Below are 22,965 nucleotides of genomic sequence, written 5' to 3'. Positions count from 1 at the left end.
GCGGAATTATAGAGTGAGAATTACTGGACTTTTATTCTATTTGCCCTAGACTGTTTTTATCATTATTTTTAAGGACAGCTTATGTATGAAGCAAATTATATCTATCAACATGGTGCGCAGGAACTTCATGGATTTTTAGCTTTTGATGAACAGATTCGCACTCCTCGTCCAGCAGTGATAGTTGCTCATGATTGGACGGGTCGTAATGATTTTGCTTGTCAAAAAGCCAGAATGCTCGCTGAAATGGGGTATGTCGGATTCGCTTCAGATGTATACGGTCAGGGTCGTCTGGGATCAACCAATGATGAAAAAATGGCTTTAATGCACCCTTTGGTCAGTGATCGTTCCTTGTTACGGGATCGTTTGAGAGTGGCATATGAAACAGTGGCGGCCATGCCTGAAGTAGATAAAAACCGGATCGCTGTAATAGGTTTTTGCTTTGGTGGCTTATGCGCCCTTGATTTGGCACGTAGTGGCGTAGATCTTAAAGGCGCAGTGAGTTTTCATGGTTTATTAAATAAACCCGAACATCTTGAATCAGAACACATAAAAGCGAAGATTTTGGTGTTACATGGTTATGATGATCCTATGGTCAAACCCGAACAAGTACATGCTTTTTGTCAGGAAATGAGTGATGCTAAAGCCGATTGGCAAGTTCATATGTACGGCCATGTTCAACATGCATTTACCAATCCTCAGGCACATGATGTGCAATTGGGATTAGTGTTTAATTCCCTTGCTGAACACCGTTCATGGTTGGCCATGCGTCATTTTCTGCACGAGATTTTCTAATGGATTGTTTTTAAGGGACTAAATGTTTAAAAAAATTCTAATAGCAAATCGAGGTGAAATCGCATTGCGTATCGTGCGAGCCTGCAAGGAGTTAGGCATTTCGGCTGTGACTATCCATAGTGAAGCGGATCGTTATGCCTTACATGTAAAAAGAGCATCTCATTCTCATTGCTTAAGTAAACAACCGCTTGAAGCCTATCTGAATGGCCGGCGGATTATTGAATGCGCGAAGGCTTCAGGGTGTGAAGCCATCCATCCTGGATATGGTTTTTTATCTGAAAATGCAGAGTTTGCTAAAGAGTGTGAAGCTGCAGGAATTGTATTTATCGGGCCAACTTCTTCTGTAATTGCAACGATGGGATCGAAAATTGCTGCCCGCGATGCGGTACGAAAAGCAGGTATACCTACCATTCCTGGTAGTGAAGGGAATCTGGAATCTATTGATGATGCTCTGGCGTGCGCAAAAAAATTGGGGTATCCAGTAATGCTCAAGGCTACTTTCGGTGGAGGTGGGCGTGGGATCCGATTATGTCACGATGCGAGTCAGGTCAAACAACAATTTGAACGGGTGCAATCAGAAGCACAGAAATCCTTTGGTGATGCTCACGTTTATATGGAACGATTTATTAATAATCCGCGGCATATAGAAGTTCAAATCCTGGCAGACCATTATGGAAAGGTACTGCACCTATTTGAACGAGATTGTTCAGTGCAACGCCGCCATCAAAAACTGGTAGAAATAGCGCCTTCCCCACATCTGGATCAGCAAACCCGGGAACTCCTTTTTAGCTATGCAGTTAAAGCAGCACGAGAAGTAGGATATACCAATGCAGGTACTGTAGAATTTATTTTGGATGAAGCGAATAATGCGTATTTTCTGGAAATGAATACTCGTTTGCAGGTTGAACATCCCGTTACAGAACAAATTACTGGTATTGATATTGTACAAGAACAAATTCGCATTGCGGCAGGCGAGCCATTGTCAATGAATCAGGAAGACATTACCTCTAGAGGATATGCTATAGAATTTCGTATAAACGCAGAAGATCCTCAAAATGATTTTTTACCCAGTTTTGGCCGCATAACCCGATATTATGCTCCAGGTGGCCCGGGTGTGCGTACAGACAGTGCGATCTATACTGGATATACCATTCCTCCTGATTATGATTCTTTATGTGCCAAATTGACCGTTTGGGCTCTTGATTGGTCCTCAGTATTGCGTCGATCGCGCCGTGCTTTGGAGGAAATGCGCATGTTTGGCGTTAAGACGACCATTCCTTATTATCTGGAAATGATTCAATCAACTGAATTTAAGGAAGGACGATTGACGACCAATCTCATTGAATCTCACCCTGAATGGTTAAAATATTCAAACAAATCATTACCTCACCATAAAGCAGCAGTTATTGCGGCAGCTATAGCAATGTACAGTCAAAAATCATAAATCCGGTTTTTTGTTTTATTGTTGCTTATAAATGGTTGTACTAGCTATTCTGTATATGGGACAAAATAATGTCCATGCGTTGTTCAATGGACACCGCAGGCAGTTCAATCAGTTCATAGCCTAAATGATCATAAGCGGTGTAGATGAATTCACCTATTTTTTTTGCGCTCGAATTATCTTCTACACGGACTGAATCATGTTCCAAAGGTAACTGATGGCAGTAAAACAGTTTTTTATAACGAATGCGCTGACAGGAGTGAATCAGCTGATCGGCATTGATATTATAATAGCGAAAATAACCAAGACTATCGGGGGTTCCTCGATCAAAAAAAATGAGTTGATTCGCCTGTAAACGCCGCTCTCTTTTTAGAGCGATTGCCAGTATTCCTCTTTGAAGACGCAAATTATCCTGTTTTATATCATCCAGAGTAAGATTGGATTTCAACAAGCCCTCGATGTAGTCTCTCGCAACTTCAGGAGCAATAGCATAGCCAGCAGAGCTTAATTGGTTAATTAAGGTCGTTTTACCCGAAGAAGGCGCGCCTGTAATGACATACCAATTAGTCTGGATCATCAGATTTGATAATTATCGATTAAACGTATTTCACCAATCATCACTGCGGCAAATTTTCTGCCAAGATATTCTTCAATGTATTCCACAGCGATTCCCTTTGCTTGTAACTCTTCACTTATCATTACACAAGGTTTGTTCTGATGGAATATGTTTGCAAACTCTTCAGCACGTTTTTTTTGTTCGATAGTTAATCGGTTATTTCGAGAACTGTAGGCCAAACCGCTGCTTTCTCTAATCGTTGGACAGGGTATAACTTCAACATTCATGAACAGGGCCTTGACCATACCTTGAATTAATAGATATTGTTGATAATCTTTTTCACCAAAATAGGCTCTGTTGGGTCGGGTTATATTGAGTAATTTCATGACCACCGTTAATACACCATTAAAATGGCCTGGTCGATGTTTCCCTTCCATTAGTTGGCACAGTTGATGTTCCTGAACCTGATAAGCATAACCATCTGGATACATTTCTTTATCAGTGGGTAAAATACAATAATCCACCCCGGATTGTGCCATTAATTCCAGATCTGCATCCAGTGTTCTTGGATAATGAGTGAAATCATCAGGGTTGTTAAATTGAGTGGGGTTAATAAATAGACTGGATACAGTGCGGTCATTTTCATCCTTACTTTTGGTAAATAAGGATGCATGACCAGCATGCAGGTTGCCCATAGTGGGGGCGAAACCCAAGCTAAGTTCTGTGGATAAAGTGTTTCTAAAGTTTATCCACTCATCAAGATTATGAAAAATGTGCATGAAGTACTCTCTTAAAATGCATATTCAGGAGTTGGAAAATTAGCATGCTGTACTTGTTGTGCGTATGCATTGATCGCTTCAAGAAATATATCCTTGCCCTGAGTATATTTTTTTGCAAACTTGGGCGTAAATGTGGATTGCAATCCCAGCATGTCATGCCACACAAGTACTTGTCCATCGGTCTCGGAACCTGCACCTATTCCTATGGTCGGGATATCTAGTGAATTTGTTATTGTTTTGGCAAGGTTTTGGGGAACGCATTCAATGACTAAAGCAAAACAGCCACATTGTTCCAACGCAAATGCCTGTTGCAATAAACGATCGGCCTGCTCCTGATTTTTTCCCTGAACTTTATAACCACCCAGTTGGTGAATAGATTGGGGAGTCAGGCCAATATGCCCCATCACAGGAATACCTGCTTTGACCAGATAGGAAATGGTTTTACAGGTATCGTCATCGGCTCCTTCTATCTTTATGGCATGGGCTCCAGCCTGTAACAGACGTTTAACCTGCTCAATAGTTTGGGATAGAGAGAGTTTATGGCTTAAAAAGGGAAGATCAGTGATTAAAAACTGTTGATTCAAACCACGGGCAACCGCTTTGGTATGCAGTTCCATCATCTCGATGGTAGCCATAATCGTCGTGTCATACCCATGAACGGTCATCGCTACGGAATCACCAACTAAAACGCAATCGATATTCGATTCAGCGATGATCCGAGCTGAAGGATAATCATAACAGGTCAGCATGGAGATTTTTTTGCGGGCTTGTTTGTTAATTTTAAAATCATGAATTTTCATACAATTCTCCTAGGATGGATAAATTGTAGGTTTTGAATCGAGTTGAAAAGCATTACATCAGGTACCTGTCTCATGGATCAAGTCCTCCAAAATAATTAATAAAGTCACTGCCCTAAGGGTCAGTGCATCCGGCTAATCTTATAGCGTATTGAGAAGAAATTGAATATCTAACCTGTAATTCTTTAAAAAATCAGGCCGATGCATGGTTTAAAACCTGCAACTTAGGGGATTTTTACTGCATGCGTGTTACGTCTAATTATACGCCAACGCTAATATTCAGATAATTAGAGTCAATAATTATTAAAAAATAATATAACGGTTATTAATTATTTAACGTCATTATTAATTATTTCTTAATTAACGACATGTACAGTTTATGGTCAACTGTGGCCATTAATTACATTCAAGAGATGCAAAAATCTCCCTCAACTTTCGAATAGAACTATTAAAGTACCATGCGTTTAGTCTGGGAGGATTTTGCCTTTAGTGCTGGCTGATTTAATAACATGTCGTGAGTTTAAATATGAGCATACCTGGGGATTTTTATTATGTGTTGTCGCAGACAAAACCTGATTATACGTATACTCCAACAGATCTTTTAGATATCAATAAATTAATTCAGTCTAAAGCTCCCTGGATTTTACCAACCAGTTTGATACAGAAACCAAAAAAGCTAATTTTGAATGATTGGACTGCAGAAAATTGGTCCCATGATAAAATTAAAGCCGTTCAGCAAGCATTGTTTCAATTACTGAAAAAGGGTTTTATTTTATATATTCAACAACATGAACAGATTATCCCCTTATTAGCAGATGATGTAGCGAAACTCGATCGATCAGAAATCCGCTCTGCTATCAGACTTGCACATCCTAAAGACATTAGCATTAAGGCAACGACTCAACATCGATTGACTAAAGATGAAACGTTCATTCTTGATGATTATTGGATCGATCGCTTGATTGGCAGGAAAGAACATAATGCTCCTCGATCTCTTAATCAAAGTGATTATATGGGACTTAATCAAAGGGAAACCGTATTGCTCAAGGAATTTCTTGAACAGTTGAATCCCCCATTAGAATTGCTTATTCTGGACGAATTTTCAGATGACTCAGTTAAGAACGCTGAAGAATTTAAGCAGGCGTTTCCCAGTATTAATGCGATCCAGCGGTTACAAAAAATTATTGCTCCTCAAAAGGGATTTTCCAAAGAGCGGTGGCAGAAATTACTATCGAGCGCACCATTTTTACACGATCTTAAATTCGCAGTAATTGACGAGACGTTCAAGCCCGCTGAATCCAGTTTGACGAACTTGCTCCGTTTAGAATTATCTTCAATGGAACCTTTGGCTGATTTCATGATCGCTGCTCCTAATCTTAAAGAACTGTCAATAAATATAGTATGGAAAGATTCGAAACAAAATACTCAAGCGCTTCAGTTGGAATTCCTGAAATTAAATTCTTCATCGCTCGATTTAAACCAATTGCTTCAATTGTTGAATGAACAAGCACAATCCATCCAATTTTTTTCTCTGACCAATAGCAATGTGAACGATGATGACCACATTGATGTATCGATTTTATTGGAAATCCCTCAATATTTACACCTGAAAGAAATCGACTTGACTGAATCTTATCTAACTCTCCCATCTTTGAATATCATACTCTCTAAAACTCCAAATTTAAAAAGGCTCACATTCGGAGGAGAAGTATTTTTGGAAATGGAGTCCTCTATTGAACTCGATGAAATCAATGAGGATGTATTGGGGCAGCTTGAGTATCTTTGTTTATCATTTATGACCTGGGATGATAATAAATTTAATTTGTTGAGTAATAAATTAACAAATATTAAATGTCTTCATCTTATGGATTTTGAATTTAAAACACTTCCAGATCACAATGTATTTCGAATGGAGAAGCTTGAAGAGTTATGTCTTACGAATTGTTATTTTGAACATGAAGAGGACTTAAAGAAGTTACTTCAATTTTTTCCTAATATTAAAAGACTTCGATTCATCAATGGTTCAGGTGTTAAGGACTCTGACCTTATATTTGATGTTTCTATTTGTAAGAAGCTTGAAGTGATTGATTTGAGTGATCAGGATGGGATGATTAATGATCAATCCCTAATAGACTTGATAAACAGTTCGACACATCTCAAATCACTGAATCTGATTAATTGTTGTAATATTGCTAAACATTTTAAAAAAGATTTATCCAGGGAATTTCCACAGATTCATGTGTACTGGCGATGGGATGATATTGAAACAACGGATGTTGAGGATGATCCGCTTTGTAGTGATGACGAGCAGGATTGGGAACATAATCCTGATGACTACAATGATTTTAAACCAACACCAGATGATTTTAAATTTCAATTTAAAGGCAAGAGTAAATCAATAAATCAAGCCATGATTATTGAAAAACTCTCTCAGTACTTCAGCTTAAATAAAACCAACGTACAATACATACCTAAAATTCAGGATGGTATTTGTTATGCCTTAAGTCAGTTATTTAAAAGAAGCACCATTGATGAGTGGAATGATTTCATTTTCAGAGTGAAGACATGGAATGGCACATTAAACACACTTAATGAGGGATTGAAGAATGATTTTAAGATGCTTTGGAATTGTATCAAGAGTTACCAATTTAGCACCATTAGGAATTTTCAATTTATAGGAGATAATCTGGAGCAATTTCTCTTCATCAATTCGAAACAAGATAGTGTCCAGGATGCTTATCTCAGGATTAATGAAGAGGAAATCGATGACTGGATTTCATTTCTACTCACTCCTGGTTCTTCAGTAGATCCCTCTCAAACCAGTACGTCAAGCAATACGATCATTAATCCTCGGAGAGTCAAACTCCAACAAGGTTGTATTTTATCCAGTTCCTGGCATGCGATCTGCATCCGATTAATCGATGATGATCTTTGGCAGGTTTATAATCCCAATTGTAAGGATGGGGTCAAATCCGTTTCAACAACGGAGTTAATCCACTATATTCATACTGCTTTAGGTAGATTAGTCAGTATTGAAATGGAGGATGAATCTATAGTCCCCGAGATTCATAATCCCGATATGTTCATTCAACTCGGGGGGTTGTTCAATTTAATCGAGGATGTGAATTCGGATAAGCTGACAGGCATCATTCCCCTAGATTATCAATTCAGTGCTCGAGCACTTAAAGGCGTGTTATTACAAAATACTGAAGGGGTTCCTGCATGGTTCTGTGGTATAAGTTGCCCTCATACACTTCAGTTTACATATAATTTATTGGATCAATTGAGTAGCTTATATCCAACTGATTTCTCTTCAATGTTGATAAATAGTATTAAACGACTCACTCCTGAACAAAAACTGAAGTGTATCGGTGTACTTATCAAATCTGGACCAAAAAACAATTCTTCATCTATTGAGTTATTTAGTTGTCCAATAGAGTCGCAGCCTTCAGAGTTGACAACAGTATTAATAGAAATCCTGAAAAATACATCCGACATCAAATATTTTGAGCAGGAATTAAAAACATGGCATAAATCTTCGGCACTATTTGATACTTTGGAAGCATATTGTCAACATGTGATGGAACATGACGTTGCTAAAAATCATTTGATTGAACTCGACTCCATCGAGTCGGTGCAAGCATTACGCCTTGCATTACAAAGACAATGCTACACCAGCAATAGACCAGTTTATTACATTCACTCCCCTGACGATTTGATTTGTTCGGCATCATTTATTGAACGCGATCTCAATAATCAAGGTATTTTACGAAAGGGTCCCGGTGGTCCTCTTCATGATTTTTTAACTGCAGATCATGGATTACAATCACCGATACTTCTTGTCAATTATGAGCAATTTTCGGCGGAAGATATAGCCCGGTTTAATGCGCTTCTTGATGAGAACAGGTTTGCCGACGGAACGCCAGTACCTGGAAACGTCCAGATCATCGGTTTGTACAATACCAGTAAACCTGATTGCTATCAGGGCGATGATTTTTATTCCCGATTTAATAAGAAGGAACAATGTCCGCTTTCTGCTAAAAAATTAAAAAAATCGGTACCTCCTTTACCTCTAGTCACCGAAGAGAAAGCAGAGGGTGTTGTGATCAATTTATATAATGCTAGTGATTGGAAAGAGCGCTTGTTAGGACGCTGGGAACTGGATGGAAGCATTTTGAAGTTTCAGGAAGGTGCCTTGTCCGGGTTGCAAGGAAAAACCATTACTGTTCAAAATGGTCCCTGGGATGATGAAGACTTTAATCTCTTTTGGACTGAAGCCTGCTATCCAGGAACTCAATATTTCCCGGGTAGTTCTATTCCTGTACCAGCTGATATTCAATTGAATAAAAAAACGGGATATGCGCTGAATGATTTAAAAGAATGGTTGCAGGTACAGTATTTATCCGATGATTGTATGAGCGCAGAAGATCTTCCCCATGTTCTGAATCCTCATTGTATAGCCAATTATTTTCATAATTATCGCTATGAGGAGAGCGATCACAGCTTACAAAAAGAGCCGGGTCTAATTGAAAAAGCACAGAACAATTCTCTCGATGTTACATTAACTCGCTCCATTTCATTAGATGACTGGGCCAGGATTTTAACAGAATGTCAGAAGTATCAGGTTAAATTAAGAGTAAAACCTGCCCCTGAAGCTTCTTTTCCCGCTCAATTTGGACTTGATCTCCTACCGTGCCATATGGAACAGACGAATTGGCACCCGCCTGTTCTTGCCAGAACTGAAGTGATTAAATCTACCGATATTGATGCTACGATTACTCTGTTGAGTGCTGTTCAACAGGATAGACACGTTATTGACGTATCAGAATTATTTGCTTCTGATTTGTTGCTGCGTGTTGATGGTAAACTTAATGAAGAACTGCTTCAGTTTGAATTTCATCAACGATCATCCTGGCTGCTTGCAGCTTTAGCCGAAGGCAAGAACATTATCTTAAAAGGACATTGCTCCAAAGAGATGGAGGATCAATTATCCTCTTTATTAATGCAGCGAATAAACACAGGAGTTGAACCTGGGACATTACTTTTGATAACTGAAGATTCAGACAGTTTTCAATGCCTTTCAACAAAAGTTCATGAGGTAAGTGAACAGGATAAAAGAACCTGTCTTGGTGAGCTTCCTTATGATCTGGAGCAGTTTATTGCAGCTGAGTCACTCAGTAAATTAAAAGCCAGAACAACTTATTTGCAGGCATTTCCTGAATGTCATAAATCTGAAGCGGCATGGTCGGGAATGTCTCATCATTCTGCGGTGATAAAGCCTCTTGTTGCGTTCAATCCAGTGACAGCAAAGCAAGAAGCCGAAGAATTTACCCATGCTCGACTCACTTTAGTACGTCGAATGCTCGATGTGGCGCCTTATGTTTTTCTTTCCGGAATGTCTGGAGTAGGAAAAACTACTTTAGTTACCAAAGAACTGGTACAAGACGGGGAGCAACTGCATCAAGGCATAGAAGAAATAAAAGCTTGGGCAATGGATACCCGCTCTGGTCGAAAATATCTTTTTTTGGATGAAGCTACCTTAAGTTCTGGAAATTGGTCTGTATTTGAAGGCTTATTTAATAATCCTCCAAGTATTTTTTATGATGGTCATTATTATCCTTTAAGTGCGGAACATAAAGTCATTTTTGCTGGAAATCCAGTGAGCTATGGTGACGAAAGGCATTTGGCGACATTTTTTGAACGTCATGGAAATGCAGTGGAATTAGAACCCTTACCCACAGGGGTTCTTTATGAAAAGATATTAAAACCTGCTCTGGAAAATCAAGGATTAAATGACGATGAAGTGCCTCAACTGTCTTCAATTTTTCTTGATGTCTACCGATTTATGGTGGCCTGCTCAACCACCGATGTGTTGATTACCCCCAGGGAATTAGAAATGATGGCTCTTTTGACAAACAGCTATTGTCGAAATAATCCTTTGGCTGATCGTCTGGATGTTGCTGCTCATTATGCGTTTAAGATAGCGCTTAATCTTGTTCCAAATTCAAAAAAAGATTTGTTTATCAAGGAGTTTCAACCCAAAAATCCACTTCTGATCACAGCATCAGATGAATCAAAGGAATTCTTTCTCACTAAATCTCGTCTGAGCAGTCAGCAACTTCTGGAGGATGTTTTAGATTTAAGAGAATGGCGGCAACAGTTTGCCGTAAACGATGTACAACGGTATGGCGGTTTGGGTGGTTTAACCTTTGAAGGAGATCCGGGTATTGGTAAGTCTGAGCAAATAATGCAAACTTTGCTTGTACGTGGCTTTAAACCAATGTCCAGAAATTCGGTGCCCCAGCCTGGCGATAAACCCATGTACTTAATCCCGGTCAGTATGTCTTATACTGATAAAGAAGCGCTCTTACTTAAGGCTTTTCACGAGGGGGCGGTTGTTGTAATTGATGAGATTAATAGTTCTCCCATGATGGAGAAGTTACTTAACAGTCTTCTTATGGGTAAAACACTTCAAGGTGGTACCCCTAAAAAGCCCGGGTTTCTGGTTATTGGAACGCAAAATCCTATATCCCTCTGTGGTCGACGTGCACCGAGCAATGCCTTATCCCGGCGAATGATTACGGAACAATTACCACTCTATCCCCAAAATGAAATGCGGAGTATTTTAATGCAGAAGGGCGTGGATAAGTACATCGCTCAGGATATGATTAAGGCATTTTTGAAAAATAAACAAAAAGCTGAAAATAAACGGCTTTCTCCCGGCCCAACGTTCCGAGATTTGCTCCGGCTTGCCGATGGTTATACTAATAAACATAATAAAGCTCAAAAGCGCGAACGGCTTGATAATTACTGTGAAGAGGCTGAAAAAGATCTGAAATTCGCACGGAATTTGCGTAGTCGAAAATACTCATCAACGGGGATTCCAAATAATACTTCCAGTTCAAGCTCCAGCTTTTTTTACTCATCTAAACCTTTAGAGAGAAAATATGGGCATAGTGGACTTCAAATACAGAGGAGTAGAGGATTTTAAATGTGTCACAGTTCAAATTCTGGCAATTTGCCTGAGAGGTCATTATTTGTTTTAGCAACAACGGCTTTCAATAAAAAAAGTAATGGAAGAGCACAGAGCACCAACCACATCATAAAGCGAAAATCCTGCAAATAAGCCAAAGTGGCGGCCTGACGCGTTACTTCGGCATTCAGTGACGCTAATCCCTGAACCGTCTTTATATTCATTGCTCCCAATTCGCCAGCATGTTTTAAGCTTTGATTGAAGGGGGTAATGAAATTGGCAAATGCTGCATAACTGATTTTAATGCATGAGAGTCACTATTCATTCTGGGTATTCAGGTCATTAAGTAACGGATGGTTATTTAAAAAACGAATAATCGTTATTAATTATTTACTGCCATTATTAAGTATTTCTTAACTTATTTTATGTAGTATTTATAATCAGATGGTATAAATTTAATGCAGCAAGGGGGCGCAAAGATCGCTCTTTTTTTAGAGTAAAACGTTTAAGAAGAGTAAGGATTCATCCGTTTAGATAAGAAGAGCAGTGCTTATTGAGATGGTTATTTTATTGATACATTGTGAGATTAAATATGAGTATACCTGGTGATTTTTATTGTTTGTTGTCACAGACAAAACCTGCTTATACCTATGCTCCAACAGAAAATCTGGATATCAATAAATTGATTCAGTCTAAAGCACCATGGATTTTACCAGCCAGTCTGGTACAGAAACCTAAAAAGCTCATTCTGAGTGATTGGACCGCAAAAAATTGGTCCTATCATAAAATGTACGTTGTGCAGGACGCATTATTCGACTTGGTGAATCAAGGTTTTTCTTTATATATTCAACAATATGGCGATATAGTCCCTTTATTAATTGATGGTATAACGAATTTGATACGGCCGGATATCCGAGCTGCGATCCGACCTGTTCAATCTGGGAGACTCATTACTAAGGCAACCACTCAATATCGTATGTCTAAAGATGAAACGTTCATTCTTGATGATTATTGGATCGATCGTTTGATAGGCAATATAGAGCATAATGCCCCCCGTACTCTGAATCAAAGTGATTACATGGGGCTTAATCGAGAGGAAATCAGGATACTAGAGAAATCTCTTGATCAATTAAATCCACCCTTACAACTGCTTATTCAGGATGAATTGTCCGATGAATCCATTAAGAGATTTGGGGCATTTAAGAACTCGTTTCCTACCATCAATTCTATACAAAGAATAAGAAAAATGAGCGAACCTTCCACAAAATCTTCTAAAGAGCAGTGGCTGGAATTATTATCGAATGGATCATGTTTACAAGAACTTATTTATCCTGCAGCCAACGACAGGTTTAAACCTGATGAATCCAGTTTGATGAATCTGACCTATTTAGATTGTGATAGTTCCTTGATTGAAAACTTAGCTGATTTATTCGTATTCGTTCCCAATCTTAAAGAACTTTCAATCCGTAGGTTCGATGCATCATCAAAGCTTAATACACACGTGCTTCAATTGATGTTCTTGAAATTAAATTTTTCAAATCTTCATTTCAAACAATTGCTTCAATTGTTGAATGAGCAAGCACAGTCCATACAATTTCTTTCTCTGGCGAACAGCATAGTGAACGATGATGACTTGATTGAAGAGTCGATGTTATTAGAACCACCTCAATGTGTACACTTGAGAGAAATTAACTTAACTGAATCTTATTTAACCACCAAATCATTAAATTTGTTATTGTCGAGAGCTCCTAATTTAAAAAGACTGACCCTCGGAGGTACTATATTTGAGGATAGGGAGAGTTTTATCGATTTGAATGAAATTAATAAGGATGTATTGAGTCGGCTTGAGTCTCTTTGTTTATTATCTTTAACCTGGGATGATGATGTATTTAATTTATTGAGTAATAAATTAACAAATCTTAAGTGTCTTCATCTGATGAGTTTTACGTTTGACAATCTTCCAGAGCAGAATGTATGTCGAATGGAGCAAGTCGAGGAGTTAATTATTACTGTTTCAGAATTTGAAGAAGAAGAGGACTTAACGAAGTTACTTCAATGTTTTCCTAATCTTAAAAGACTTCAATTTATCAATAATTCATATACTGGTATCAACGATCTGATATTTGATGTTGCTTCATGCAAGAAGGTTAAAGTGATTGATTTGAGCGATCACTTTGCGTTTATTGATGAAAACACAGTAATGGATGTGATAAATACTGCACCAAATCTCGAAACCCTGAATCTGATTAATTGCAACAATATTTCTGCCCGAGAATGGAACAAATTATCCGTTGAATTACCTCATCTTAATGTATGCTGGCACTGGGATGATGGTGATGAAGAACAGGAAGATGAGGATTATCAGCTTTGTAGTGATGATGCTGAGCATCAGGAACATAATCTTGCCGACTATAGGGACTTTGAACCGACACCAGAAGATTTTAAATTTCAATTTAAAGGCAGAAGTGTATCAATAGATCAAAATATGATTATTGAAAAACTCTCTCAATACTTTAGTTTAAATCAAATCAAGACACAGTACATACCCAAACTCCAGGATGGTATTTGTTATGCTTTAAGTCAGTTGTTTAAAAAATGCACCACCGAGGAGTGGAATCAGTTTATTCACAGAATGAATGCATGGGATGGCCAGTTAACTACGGTTAATGAGGAATTAAAAAATGATTTTAAGATGCTTTGGAAGGTTATCAAGCAGTACCAGTTTAACCAAAAGAGGAATGTTCAATATATTGGAGATAATCTGGAGCATTTTCTTTCCATCAATTCAATATTAAATAGTACCTCTGCCGGTCAGCTCAAGATTCATGATGATGACGTCGATGATTGGATAGGGTCTATACTTACTCCTGATTCTTCAGAAGAATCCATTCAAACCAGAACAGAGAGCAATACGATCTTGAATCCCCGGAAAATCAAGCTACAACAAGGATGCATTTTGTCCAATTTCTGGCATGCGATCTGTATCCGCTTAATCGCTGATGATCAGTGGCTGGTTTATGATCCTAATTATAAAGACGGGGTTAAGACCGTTTCAACCACAGAGCTATGCCACCTTATTCATACTGCTCTGGGTAGACTGGTTAGTATTGAAATGGAAGATGAATCAATAGTCCCCGAGATTTATAATCCTGATCAGTTCATTCAACTTGGGGGGCTGTTCCATTTAATCCATGATGTGAATTCGAACGCATTGGCAGGACTCCTCCCCATGGAATATCAATTCAGTGCTCAGGCGCTAGAAGGCGTGTTATTAAAAGATTTGAAGGGCGTTCCTGCATGGTTTAGTGGTATTAGTAGCCCTCACACGCGGCAGTTTACCTGTAAATTACTGGAGCAATTGTATCGATTAAACCCTGGGTCTTGCTCCAGCACTTTGAAAAAAAGTATTCAACTCCTTACTCCGGAACAAAAGAAGAAATGTATCGTTGAACTCATCAGAACAGGCTCTAAAACGCCGTCTTCTTCATTTGATATATTGAGTTGTTCGGCGCCGGCGTTACCCTCAGAACTGACCACAGCACTAATAGACACTCTAAGAAATAGTTCGGATATAAATTATTTTGAGAAGGTATTGAAAACCTGGCATAAACCCTCAAACTCATTTGATACTTTGGATGAGTATTGTCAATATGTGTTACATCCTGAGGGTTATAAAAAGCATTTGATTGAGCTTGATTCTACAACATCAGTGCAAGCACTACGTCTTGCGTTAAAAAGACAATGCTACTTCACTAATAGACCAGTCTATTACATTCATTCCCCTGACGATTTGATCTGTTCCGCATCATTTATTCAACGTGATCACAATAATCATGGCATTTTAAGAAAAGGGCCGGGTGGTCCACTTCATGATTTTTTAACCGCTGATCATGGTGATCAATCACCGGTACTCCTTGTCAATTATGAGCAATTTTCTGCTGAAGATATCGTCAGGTTTAATGCGCTTCTTGATGAGAAAGGTTTTGCAGACGGAACACCAGTACCTGAAAACGTCCAGATTATCGGTTTGTACAATACCAGTAAACCGGATTGCTATCAGGGCGATGATTTTTATTCCAGGTTTAACAAGAAAGAACAATGCCCAATTTCCGCAAAAAAATTAATAAAATCGGTACCTCCTTTACCTATTGATTCGGAGGAGGAAGCAGCTCAAGGTGTTGTGATCAATTTATTTAATGCCAGTGATTGGAAAGAACGGTTGTTAGGCCGTTGGGAATTGGATGGAACTAATTTGACGTTTCGGGAAGGTGCCTTGTCCAAACTGCAAGGAACACTCATTACCATTGAAAATGGTCCCTGGGATGATGAGGATTTTAATCTGTTTTGGACTGAAGCCTGTTATCCTGGAACTCAATATTTTCCCGGTAGCTCTATTCCTGTACCAAGCACTATCCAACTGAATAAAAAAACGGGATATGCATTGAATGAGTTAAAGGAATGGCTGCAGGTTCAGAATTTATCCGATGATTGTATGAACTCAAAAGATCATCCCCATGTTCTGAATCCACATCGTATAGCCGATTATTTTCATAATTATCGCTATGAAGAGAGCGATCACAGTCTAAGAAAAGAGCCTGGTTTGATAGAACAGGCGCAAAACAGTACCTTGGATGTTTCATTCACTCGTTCCATTTCATTAGATGACTGGGCCAGGATTTTAACTGAATGCCAGAAGTATCAGGTTAGATTAAGAGTCAATCCTGCCCCTGGAGTTTCATTTCCTGATTCCTTTGAATTCAATGCACTAGATAATCGTTTGGAGCAGACCAATTGGCATCCAACGGGTCTTTGCAAAACTGAAGTGATAAAAACAACGGATAGTGACGCGACGATATCTATGCTGGCTACATCTCAATCGGATTGGCACGTTATTGATGTTTCAGAATTAGATGCTTCTGATTTATTGAGACGTATTGATGGTCAATTGAATAAAGAATTGCTTCAGTTTAAATTTCATCAAAGATCATCCTGGTTACTTGCTGCTTTAGCCGCAGGCAAGAATGTTGTCCTGAAGGGACATTTTTCCAAAGAGTTGGAAGATCAATTAGCTTCATTATTAGTGCAGCGGATGAACACTGGAGTAGAACCTGGAACATTAATATTGATAACAGAAGATTCAGACAGTTTTCACTATGTTACCAATAAAGTGCATGAGGTCTGTGAGCAAGATAAAAGAACGTGTCTTGGTGAATTTCCTCATGAACTGGAGCCGTTTATCGCTTCTGAGTCACTCAGTAAATTAAAAGCCAGATCAACTTATTTGCAGGCATTTCCTGAATGTTCTAAACGTGATGCGGCATGGTCAGGCATGTCTTGTCATACTGCAGAGATAACGCCTCTGGCTTCGTTCAATCCTCTAACAGCAAAGCAAGAAGCAGACGAATTTACATCAGCGCGACTCTCTTTAGTACGAAGAATGCTGAATGTAGCTCCTTATGTTTTTCTTTCGGGATTGTCTGGGGTAGGAAAAACTACATTGGTTACCAAAGAGTTGGTGCAAGATGGAGAGCAACTGCATCAGGGGATAGACAAAATAAAAGCTTGGGCATTGGATACCAGCCCAGGTCGAAAATATCTTTTTCTGGATGAAGCTACCTTAAGTTGTGGTAATTGGTCTGTATTTGAAGGCTTATTTAATAATCCTCCCAGTATTTTTTATGATGGTCAGTACTATCCCTTAAGTGCAGAACATAAAGTCATTTTTGCTGGAAACCCAGTGAGTTATGGTGATGAGCGACGACTGGCAACACTTTTTGAGCGCCATGGAAATGCGGTGGAGTTTGAACTTTTGCCCACTGCCGTTTTATATGAAAAGATTTTAAAGCCAGCTTTTGTACAGCAATGCCTGGATGACGACGTGCCTCAATTGTCTTCAGTTTTTCTTGATGTTTATCGATTTATGGTGAGCTGCTCAACCACAGACGTGTTAATTACTCCCCGGGAATTAGAGATGATGGCTCTTTTGACAAACAGTTATTGTCAAAAAAATCCCTCGGTTGATCGCTTGGATGTTGCCGCACATTATGCATTCAAAATAGCGATTAATCTGGTTCCAAAATCAAAAAAGGCACTGTTTATTGAGCGGTTTAAACCACAATACCCACTTCCGACCACGGTATCTGATGATCATACAGAATTCCTTCTCACTCAATCTCGGATGGACAGTCAGCAGCTTCTGGACGATCTTTTAGATTTAAGAGAATGGCGTCAAACCTTTGCCGTAAATGACACACAACGGTATGGTGGTTTGGGTGGTTTAACCTTTGAGGGTGAGCCTGGTATTGGGAAATCCGAACAAATTAAACAAACGTTACTCGCACGTGGGTTTAAACCGATGTCCATAAATTCAGTACCGAAACCCGGCGATAAACCTATGTACCTAATCCCGGTTAGCATGTCTTATACTGACAAAGAGGCGCTCTTGCTTAAGGCGTTTCACGAAGGAGCTGTTGTTGTAATTGATGAGATCAATAGTTCGCCTATGATGGAGAAGTTGCTTAACAGTCTTCTTATGGGTAAAACACCACAAGGCAATAAACCCAATATCCCAGGTTTTCTGATTATTGGAACGCAAAATCCTGTTACCCTGTCCGGGCGACGTGCTCCGAGTAATGCTTTATCCCGGAGAATTATCACTGAACAATTGCCGCTTTATTCCAAATCTGAAATGCTGGATATTTTAATGAAGGAGGGAGTGCAAGAGATCATTGCTCGCGATATGATTGCAGCGTTTATAAACAACAGACAAAGAGCTGAAAAAGAACATCTTTCTCCTGGGCCAACATTCAGAGATTTGTTACATCTCGGGCAATGTTCTAGAAATAAAAATGTTAAAAAGCGTGAACGAGTTGATAACTGCATTGAGCGGGTTGCAAATGAAACGAAACAGGCACGGACTGTAGTGGGTAGAAAACACTCATCAAGCGTCAGCACACATTTTTCTTCCAGTTCAAGCCCCTGTTTTTATAACCCATCGAAACGTTCTGAGAGAGGATTTGGGCATAGTGAACTTCTAACAAAAAGGATGAGGGGATTTTAAATGCATGTCACATTTCAAATTCAGGCATTTTGCCTGAGAGGTCATCCTTCGTTTTATTAATAACTGGCTTCAATAAAAAAAGTAAAGGCAGCGCACAGAGTACCAACCACATCATAAAGCGAAAATCTTGCAAATAAGCCAAAGTAGCGGCCTGACGTGTTACCTCAGCATTGAGTGAGGCTAATCCCTGAACCGTCTTTATATTCATTGCTCCTAATTCCCCTGCGTGTTTTAAGCTTTGATTGAAGGGGGTAATAAAATTGGCAAATGCCGCATGATTGGCTTGAATATTTTGAGCTAATTTAGTCATTACGATTGAAATTCCAATACTGCTGCCTATATTTCTAAGTAAACTGAATAATGGCGTTCCATCATTGCGGTATTGTTCAGGCAAAGTCGCAAAGGCAAGTGTTGATAAAGGAACAAAAATAAATCCCAGTCCAAATCCTTGTATTACACCCGTATAAACAATAGTGCCGGCGGTTATGTCTGTAGTGAATAAAGTCATTAGCCATAATGAATAGCTGGTTAATATCAGGCCAACAAAGATTTGATATCGAGAGTCCACTTTGCCAGATAATTTCCCTACTATCATCATGGCGACCATGGTTCCTATTCCCCTTGGTGCCATGACCATTCCTATATCGATGATGGGATAACCCATCAAGCTTTGTAAAAAGGGCGGAAGTAATGCCATTGTCGCGAGTAGAATAATGCCAATTATAAAAATGAAGATGAGCCCAACACTGAAATTACGATCTTTGAACATTCCTGGATCAAGAAAAGGATTCTTAGATGTTAAAATGTGCGTAATGAACAAGTAGAGGCATAGTGTGGATAAAATACCTTCAATTATGATTTCATTACTGTTTAACCAATCCAGTGATTGCCCCCTGTCCAGGAATAACTGTAATGAACCAATTGCTATAGCTAAAAAAGTAAATCCCATCAAATCAAAATGAGTACCACGGATTAATTTATTTTCTTGAAGAAAGGTAGCCAATCCCAGCCATGCCAGCAAACCTATTGGCAGATTAATATAGAATACCCAGCGCCAGTTATAATATTCAGTGAGCCATCCACCCAAAGATGGACCCAGTATGGGACCTATCATGACCCCCATACCCCAGATGGCCATGGCAGCGCCGTGTTGCTCCGGAGGGTAGGTATCTAATAATACCGATTGTGACATAGGAACCAGGCTGGCACCAAAAGCGCCCTGGAGCAATCGAAATAACACAATTTGGGTCAAGCTCTGAGCTGCTCCGCAAAGCATGGACGCAATTGTAAATCCTACTACTGCCCAGATAAAAATTCGTTTACGACCAAATTTATTGCTTAAAAATCCAGTCAGAGGCATAAAAATAGCAGCCGCTACAATATAGGAAGTAAGCACCCAGGAAATTTGTTCTTGAGTAGCGCCCATACCTCCTTGCATATGAGGTAAGGCAACATTCGCTATGGTTGTATCCAATGCCTGCATAATAGTAGCAAGCATGACGAACAAGGTAATAAACACTCTTCGTGACGGAGTATGTGATTGATATGTCTTTAAAATATGGGACATAATTATTTACTCAGGCTGATTTTTTCATTGAATGCGAGTTGTCCTGGGTATCAATTTTCACCCATGAACTCAAACCAGAACGGAGTTGTGGGCTTTCTGGTGCTGCAATTAATTTAATACGAACAGCGATTCTTTGCGCCACCTTAACCCAGTTTCCTGTAGCATTCTGAGCAGGAATAATTGAAAATTCGGAACCAGTGGCAGGACTTATGCTCTCAACGATTCCTTTCCATTTTATCTTGGGATAGATGTCTATGGTTGCTGTAACGGATTGTCCTGGGTGGATGTTCGTGAGTTCCTTTTCCGTGAAGTTTGCTTCGATCCATGGACGGTCATTGGTGACCAGCGTCATTGTAATCGCGCCAGCAGCAACGAATTGACCCGGTTTAGGTGGGGAGTTGATGGTACCAGACATCGGAGCCCGAATTTCTGTATGCAAGAGATCCAGTTTTGCTTGATCCAGTTCCGCTTTCGCCATCAGGAATGTTGGATGTTTTTCAACCGGTTCATTGACACTGCCTGCAAGTGACTCAGCCAGTCGTTCCAGATCATGTTCCACGGTTATGACTTGTTGCGCCGCGATTTCAGCGCCTTCTTTCGCTTCATCAAGGCTTGACGCTGAAGTGAAATGTTTTGCGGCAAGATCTGATTGACGTCTTTTATTGCGTAATGAAAAATTATATTTGGTTCGTGCTAAAGCAATCTCCGCCTGTTTTGCATGATAGCCTGCTTTTAGAGCGAGAATATCTATTCGAACCTGGGCTAACCGGGACTCTGCCCTGGCTAATGCAACTTTATAAGATGCAGGATCCAGACGATAGAGCAATTGATCTTTAACTACATGTTGGTTCTCATGAGTTAACGTCTCTTTAACCACTCCAGATACTTGTGCGCTAATTGGAATCTTATCGGCTTTGACATACGCATTTTCTGTTTCGACATAGCGTCCGCTCATGAAATATAAAATAACGGCAATGAGTAAAAATAACGAAGGTATTAATACTAAAAGAATGAATCGTTTTGAATGAGCGTGTTCAACTGGCTCTCTTATTGCTGGCAGGGCTGAGTCTTCTTTTTGAGTGTCTTGCAGTTCATTCATTGGTCGTGATCCTTAATTCCGCGCTAGTTCTATATTCCTGACTCACAGTAATCAACAGTTAAATCTATTTTGAATCTGAGGTATCATTTATGGATTTTATAATAACAGGTTTTTTATGCAATTCATTGATAAATTAAATACTCCCGGTGAGCATTCTTTACTCCTTGAAGGATTGGCGGGACAAATTGAAGCAGTATTAACAGTCCCTGAGACTATTAATTCTCATTATGTTGCATTTTTAGGACACCCTCATTCTTTGCAGGGGGGGACTATGAATAATAAAGTAGTGACCACTATGTCACGAGTTTTTAAAGAATTAGGCATCCCTTCGCTACGTTTTAATTTCAGAGGGGTTGGTCAGTCCCTTGGTGTTTATAATGATGGCCTTGGCGAGAGTAATGATATGCTTGAACTGGTCCAAATATGGCGAAAAGAGCAACCGCAGATAAAGTTGATTTTTGCGGGTTTTTCTTTTGGATCGTATGTTTGTTACCGAGCCGCAGCCCAGTCGAGGCTCAGTATTTTGATCACTATCGCCCCTCCAGTCCATCATTATGATTATCGAGAGTTTGAACCACAACCTGAGTCCTGGCTGATTGTGCAGGGTGATGTTGATGAAGTAGTTCCCAGTACTTTGGTGATTGATTTTGCCAAAGAATCCCATCCCATCCTCCCTGTGATTGAATTTCCTGAAACAGGACATTTTTTTCACGGAAAATTAATGGATCTTAAAATGAAGCTGCTCGACTACCTCCGGGACAGGGTTCAATGACCATGAATTTAATGAAGCAATACGATGCCGCCATACAACGGGGTGAAATAGAGGATGATCTCAATCAAAGAGAGATTTTAGTCCATATGCAAAGGCTTGCAGATGAATTAACTCAATACTCTCAATCCTGGTTTCAATGGCTGCATAAAAAATCAATTAAGGGATTATATATCTACGGCCCAGTTGGGGTTGGAAAAACTTATTTGGTTGATTTGTTTTACCAGCATATTGAGGAAGAGAAAAAGGCTCGCTTTCATTTTCACCATTTCATGCAACAAATAGATTATAAATTAAGGCAATTGCAGGGGCGAAAAGATCCTTTACGTCAAATTGCCAAAGAGATTGCCAAATCGACGCGTTTATTATGTTTTGATGAGTTTTTGGTCCATGATGTCGCCTACGCGATGATTCTTGCAGAGTTGTTTCAAGCATTGAATACACATGGTGTTATCCTGGTGATTTCTTCTAATACCCGTCCCGATGATTTATATCTGGATGGAGTACATCGTGAGCGATTTTTACCTGCGATAGACATCATTAAAAATGACTGCGAAGTATTAAAACTCCCGGAAAAGAAAGATTATCGTATGGGACATCAGCCTTTGTTAGATGCTTATTTGTATCCGTTAAACGACCAAACTGAGCGGGATATGGAACAACAGTTTCAATTATTGGCCAAGGATTTCAAGAGCAGCGGGTCAATAGTCATACAGAGCAGGGAAATTCCTTATATTAAATACAGTTCGCAAACAATTTGGTTTTCTTTTGATGTGATTTGTAATTTACCTCGAAGTCAACTGGATTATCTTGAACTGGCCGATCGTTTTAACACTATTTTTGTTAGTGGTATTCCTTGCTTAACTGTGAATCATACGTTGCAAGCCATAATGTTCATACATTTTATTGACGTCATGTATGATAGGGGTATCAATATTATTATTTCTGCAGAAGTTCCTGTTGACGAACTTTATGTACAAGGCGAAATGAAAGACACTTTTAAGCGTACTTTAAGTCGATTGATGGAAATGCAATCGGTTGATTACCTGGGCAGACATCCTCGTCGTATAGTGCAAAATATGGTATAAATGTTATTTATTCAGTTCTTTTCTCTAGGGTCTGTTGGCAATTC

12 protein-coding genes are annotated in these 22,965 nt (G+C 39.3%); 6 read left to right on the top strand and 6 right to left on the bottom strand.

Annotated elements, in window-relative coordinates; translation table 11 throughout:
- Positions 1-81: 81 nt before the first annotated feature.
- A complete protein-coding gene (locus tag Lqua_RS02860) occupies positions 82-792 on the top strand; it encodes a dienelactone hydrolase family protein (RefSeq protein ID WP_058472780.1) in 711 nt (236 codons plus the stop codon).
- Positions 793-814: 22 nt separating this feature from the next.
- On the top strand, positions 815-2,236 hold the full coding sequence (locus Lqua_RS02855) for an acetyl-CoA carboxylase biotin carboxylase subunit (protein ID WP_058472779.1): 1,422 nt from the start codon (positions 815-817) through the stop codon (positions 2,234-2,236).
- A 40-nt stretch (positions 2,237-2,276) separates the two neighbouring features.
- Here the strand turns inward: Lqua_RS02855 and Lqua_RS02850 are convergent, their stop codons facing one another.
- Genes Lqua_RS02850 through panB form a run of 3 tightly spaced genes read right to left on the bottom strand, consistent with a single transcriptional unit; the run spans position 2,277 to position 4,368 of the window.
- Entirely contained in the window at positions 2,277-2,810 is a 534-nt protein-coding gene (locus Lqua_RS02850) for an AAA family ATPase (protein WP_058472778.1), read from the bottom strand.
- Complete coding sequence (gene panC / locus Lqua_RS02845; protein ID WP_058472777.1) at positions 2,810-3,568, bottom strand: pantoate--beta-alanine ligase; 759 nt, start codon at positions 3,566-3,568, stop codon at positions 2,810-2,812. Before panC ends, Lqua_RS02850 begins: the two co-directional genes overlap by 1 nt.
- A gap of 11 nt (positions 3,569-3,579) precedes the next feature.
- A complete protein-coding gene (panB, locus tag Lqua_RS02840; RefSeq protein WP_058472776.1) occupies positions 3,580-4,368 on the bottom strand; it encodes a 3-methyl-2-oxobutanoate hydroxymethyltransferase in 789 nt (262 codons plus the stop codon).
- A 523-nt stretch (positions 4,369-4,891) separates the two neighbouring features.
- Between panB and Lqua_RS02835 the strand changes: the two genes are divergently transcribed.
- Positions 4,892-11,356 (top strand): hypothetical protein, encoded by a 6,465-nt coding sequence (locus Lqua_RS02835; protein WP_058472775.1) that lies wholly within the window; start codon positions 4,892-4,894, stop codon positions 11,354-11,356.
- 5 nt (positions 11,357-11,361) lie between these two features.
- Here Lqua_RS02835 and Lqua_RS02830 read toward each other — a convergent pair whose 3' ends face one another.
- Positions 11,362-11,562, bottom strand: a complete 201-nt coding sequence (locus tag Lqua_RS02830) for a hypothetical protein (protein ID WP_058472774.1) — start codon at positions 11,560-11,562, stop codon at positions 11,362-11,364.
- A gap of 368 nt (positions 11,563-11,930) precedes the next feature.
- Between Lqua_RS02830 and Lqua_RS02825 the strand changes: the two genes are divergently transcribed.
- Positions 11,931-18,398, top strand: coding sequence for a P-loop NTPase family protein (locus Lqua_RS02825; protein WP_058472773.1), 6,468 nt, complete (start codon positions 11,931-11,933; stop codon positions 18,396-18,398).
- 7 nt (positions 18,399-18,405) lie between these two features.
- On the opposite strand, the gene Lqua_RS02820 is transcribed toward Lqua_RS02825, so the two are convergent.
- Together Lqua_RS02820 and Lqua_RS02815 are read right to left on the bottom strand one after the other, a co-directional pair.
- Entirely contained in the window at positions 18,406-19,965 is a 1,560-nt protein-coding gene (locus Lqua_RS02820; RefSeq protein ID WP_172459540.1) for a DHA2 family efflux MFS transporter permease subunit, read from the bottom strand.
- Positions 19,966-19,975: 10 nt separating this feature from the next.
- A complete protein-coding gene (locus Lqua_RS02815; RefSeq protein ID WP_058472772.1) occupies positions 19,976-21,064 on the bottom strand; it encodes an HlyD family secretion protein in 1,089 nt (362 codons plus the stop codon).
- Positions 21,065-21,179: 115 nt separating this feature from the next.
- On the opposite strand from Lqua_RS02815, the gene Lqua_RS02810 reads away from it, so the two are divergent.
- Both Lqua_RS02810 and zapE read left to right on the top strand, forming a co-directional pair.
- Complete coding sequence (locus Lqua_RS02810) at positions 21,180-21,836, top strand: alpha/beta hydrolase (protein WP_058472771.1); 657 nt, start codon at positions 21,180-21,182, stop codon at positions 21,834-21,836.
- Positions 21,837-21,838: 2 nt separating this feature from the next.
- Positions 21,839-22,921, top strand: coding sequence for a cell division protein ZapE (zapE, locus tag Lqua_RS02805; RefSeq protein ID WP_058473064.1), 1,083 nt, complete (start codon positions 21,839-21,841; stop codon positions 22,919-22,921).
- The last annotated feature ends 44 nt before the right edge of the window (positions 22,922-22,965 follow it).

Source organism: Legionella quateirensis (genome assembly GCF_001467955.1).
Lineage (GTDB): Bacteria > Pseudomonadota > Gammaproteobacteria > Legionellales > Legionellaceae > Legionella > Legionella quateirensis.
This window is presented reverse-complemented; position numbering and strand designations above follow the sequence as displayed.

Bases quoted from the DNA above. Each gene is read 5' to 3' on its own strand.
- Lqua_RS02860 (WP_058472780.1), top strand. From the start codon at position 82: ATGTATGAAGCAAATTATATCTATCAACATGGTGCGCAGGAACTTCAT.
- Lqua_RS02855 (WP_058472779.1), top strand. From the start codon at position 815: ATGTTTAAAAAAATTCTAATAGCAAATCGAGGTGAAATCGCATTGCGT.
- Lqua_RS02850 (WP_058472778.1), bottom strand. From the start codon at position 2,810: ATGATCCAGACTAATTGGTATGTCATTACAGGCGCGCCTTCTTCGGGT.
- panC (WP_058472777.1), bottom strand. From the start codon at position 3,568: ATGCACATTTTTCATAATCTTGATGAGTGGATAAACTTTAGAAACACT.
- panB (WP_058472776.1), bottom strand. From the start codon at position 4,368: ATGAAAATTCATGATTTTAAAATTAACAAACAAGCCCGCAAAAAAATC.
- Lqua_RS02835 (WP_058472775.1), top strand. From the start codon at position 4,892: ATGAGCATACCTGGGGATTTTTATTATGTGTTGTCGCAGACAAAACCT.
- Lqua_RS02830 (WP_058472774.1), bottom strand. From the start codon at position 11,562: ATGAATATAAAGACGGTTCAGGGATTAGCGTCACTGAATGCCGAAGTA.
- Lqua_RS02825 (WP_058472773.1), top strand. From the start codon at position 11,931: ATGAGTATACCTGGTGATTTTTATTGTTTGTTGTCACAGACAAAACCT.
- Lqua_RS02820 (WP_172459540.1), bottom strand. From the start codon at position 19,965: ATGTCCCATATTTTAAAGACATATCAATCACATACTCCGTCACGAAGA.
- Lqua_RS02815 (WP_058472772.1), bottom strand. From the start codon at position 21,064: ATGAATGAACTGCAAGACACTCAAAAAGAAGACTCAGCCCTGCCAGCA.
- Lqua_RS02810 (WP_058472771.1), top strand. From the start codon at position 21,180: ATGCAATTCATTGATAAATTAAATACTCCCGGTGAGCATTCTTTACTC.
- zapE (WP_058473064.1), top strand. From the start codon at position 21,839: ATGAATTTAATGAAGCAATACGATGCCGCCATACAACGGGGTGAAATA.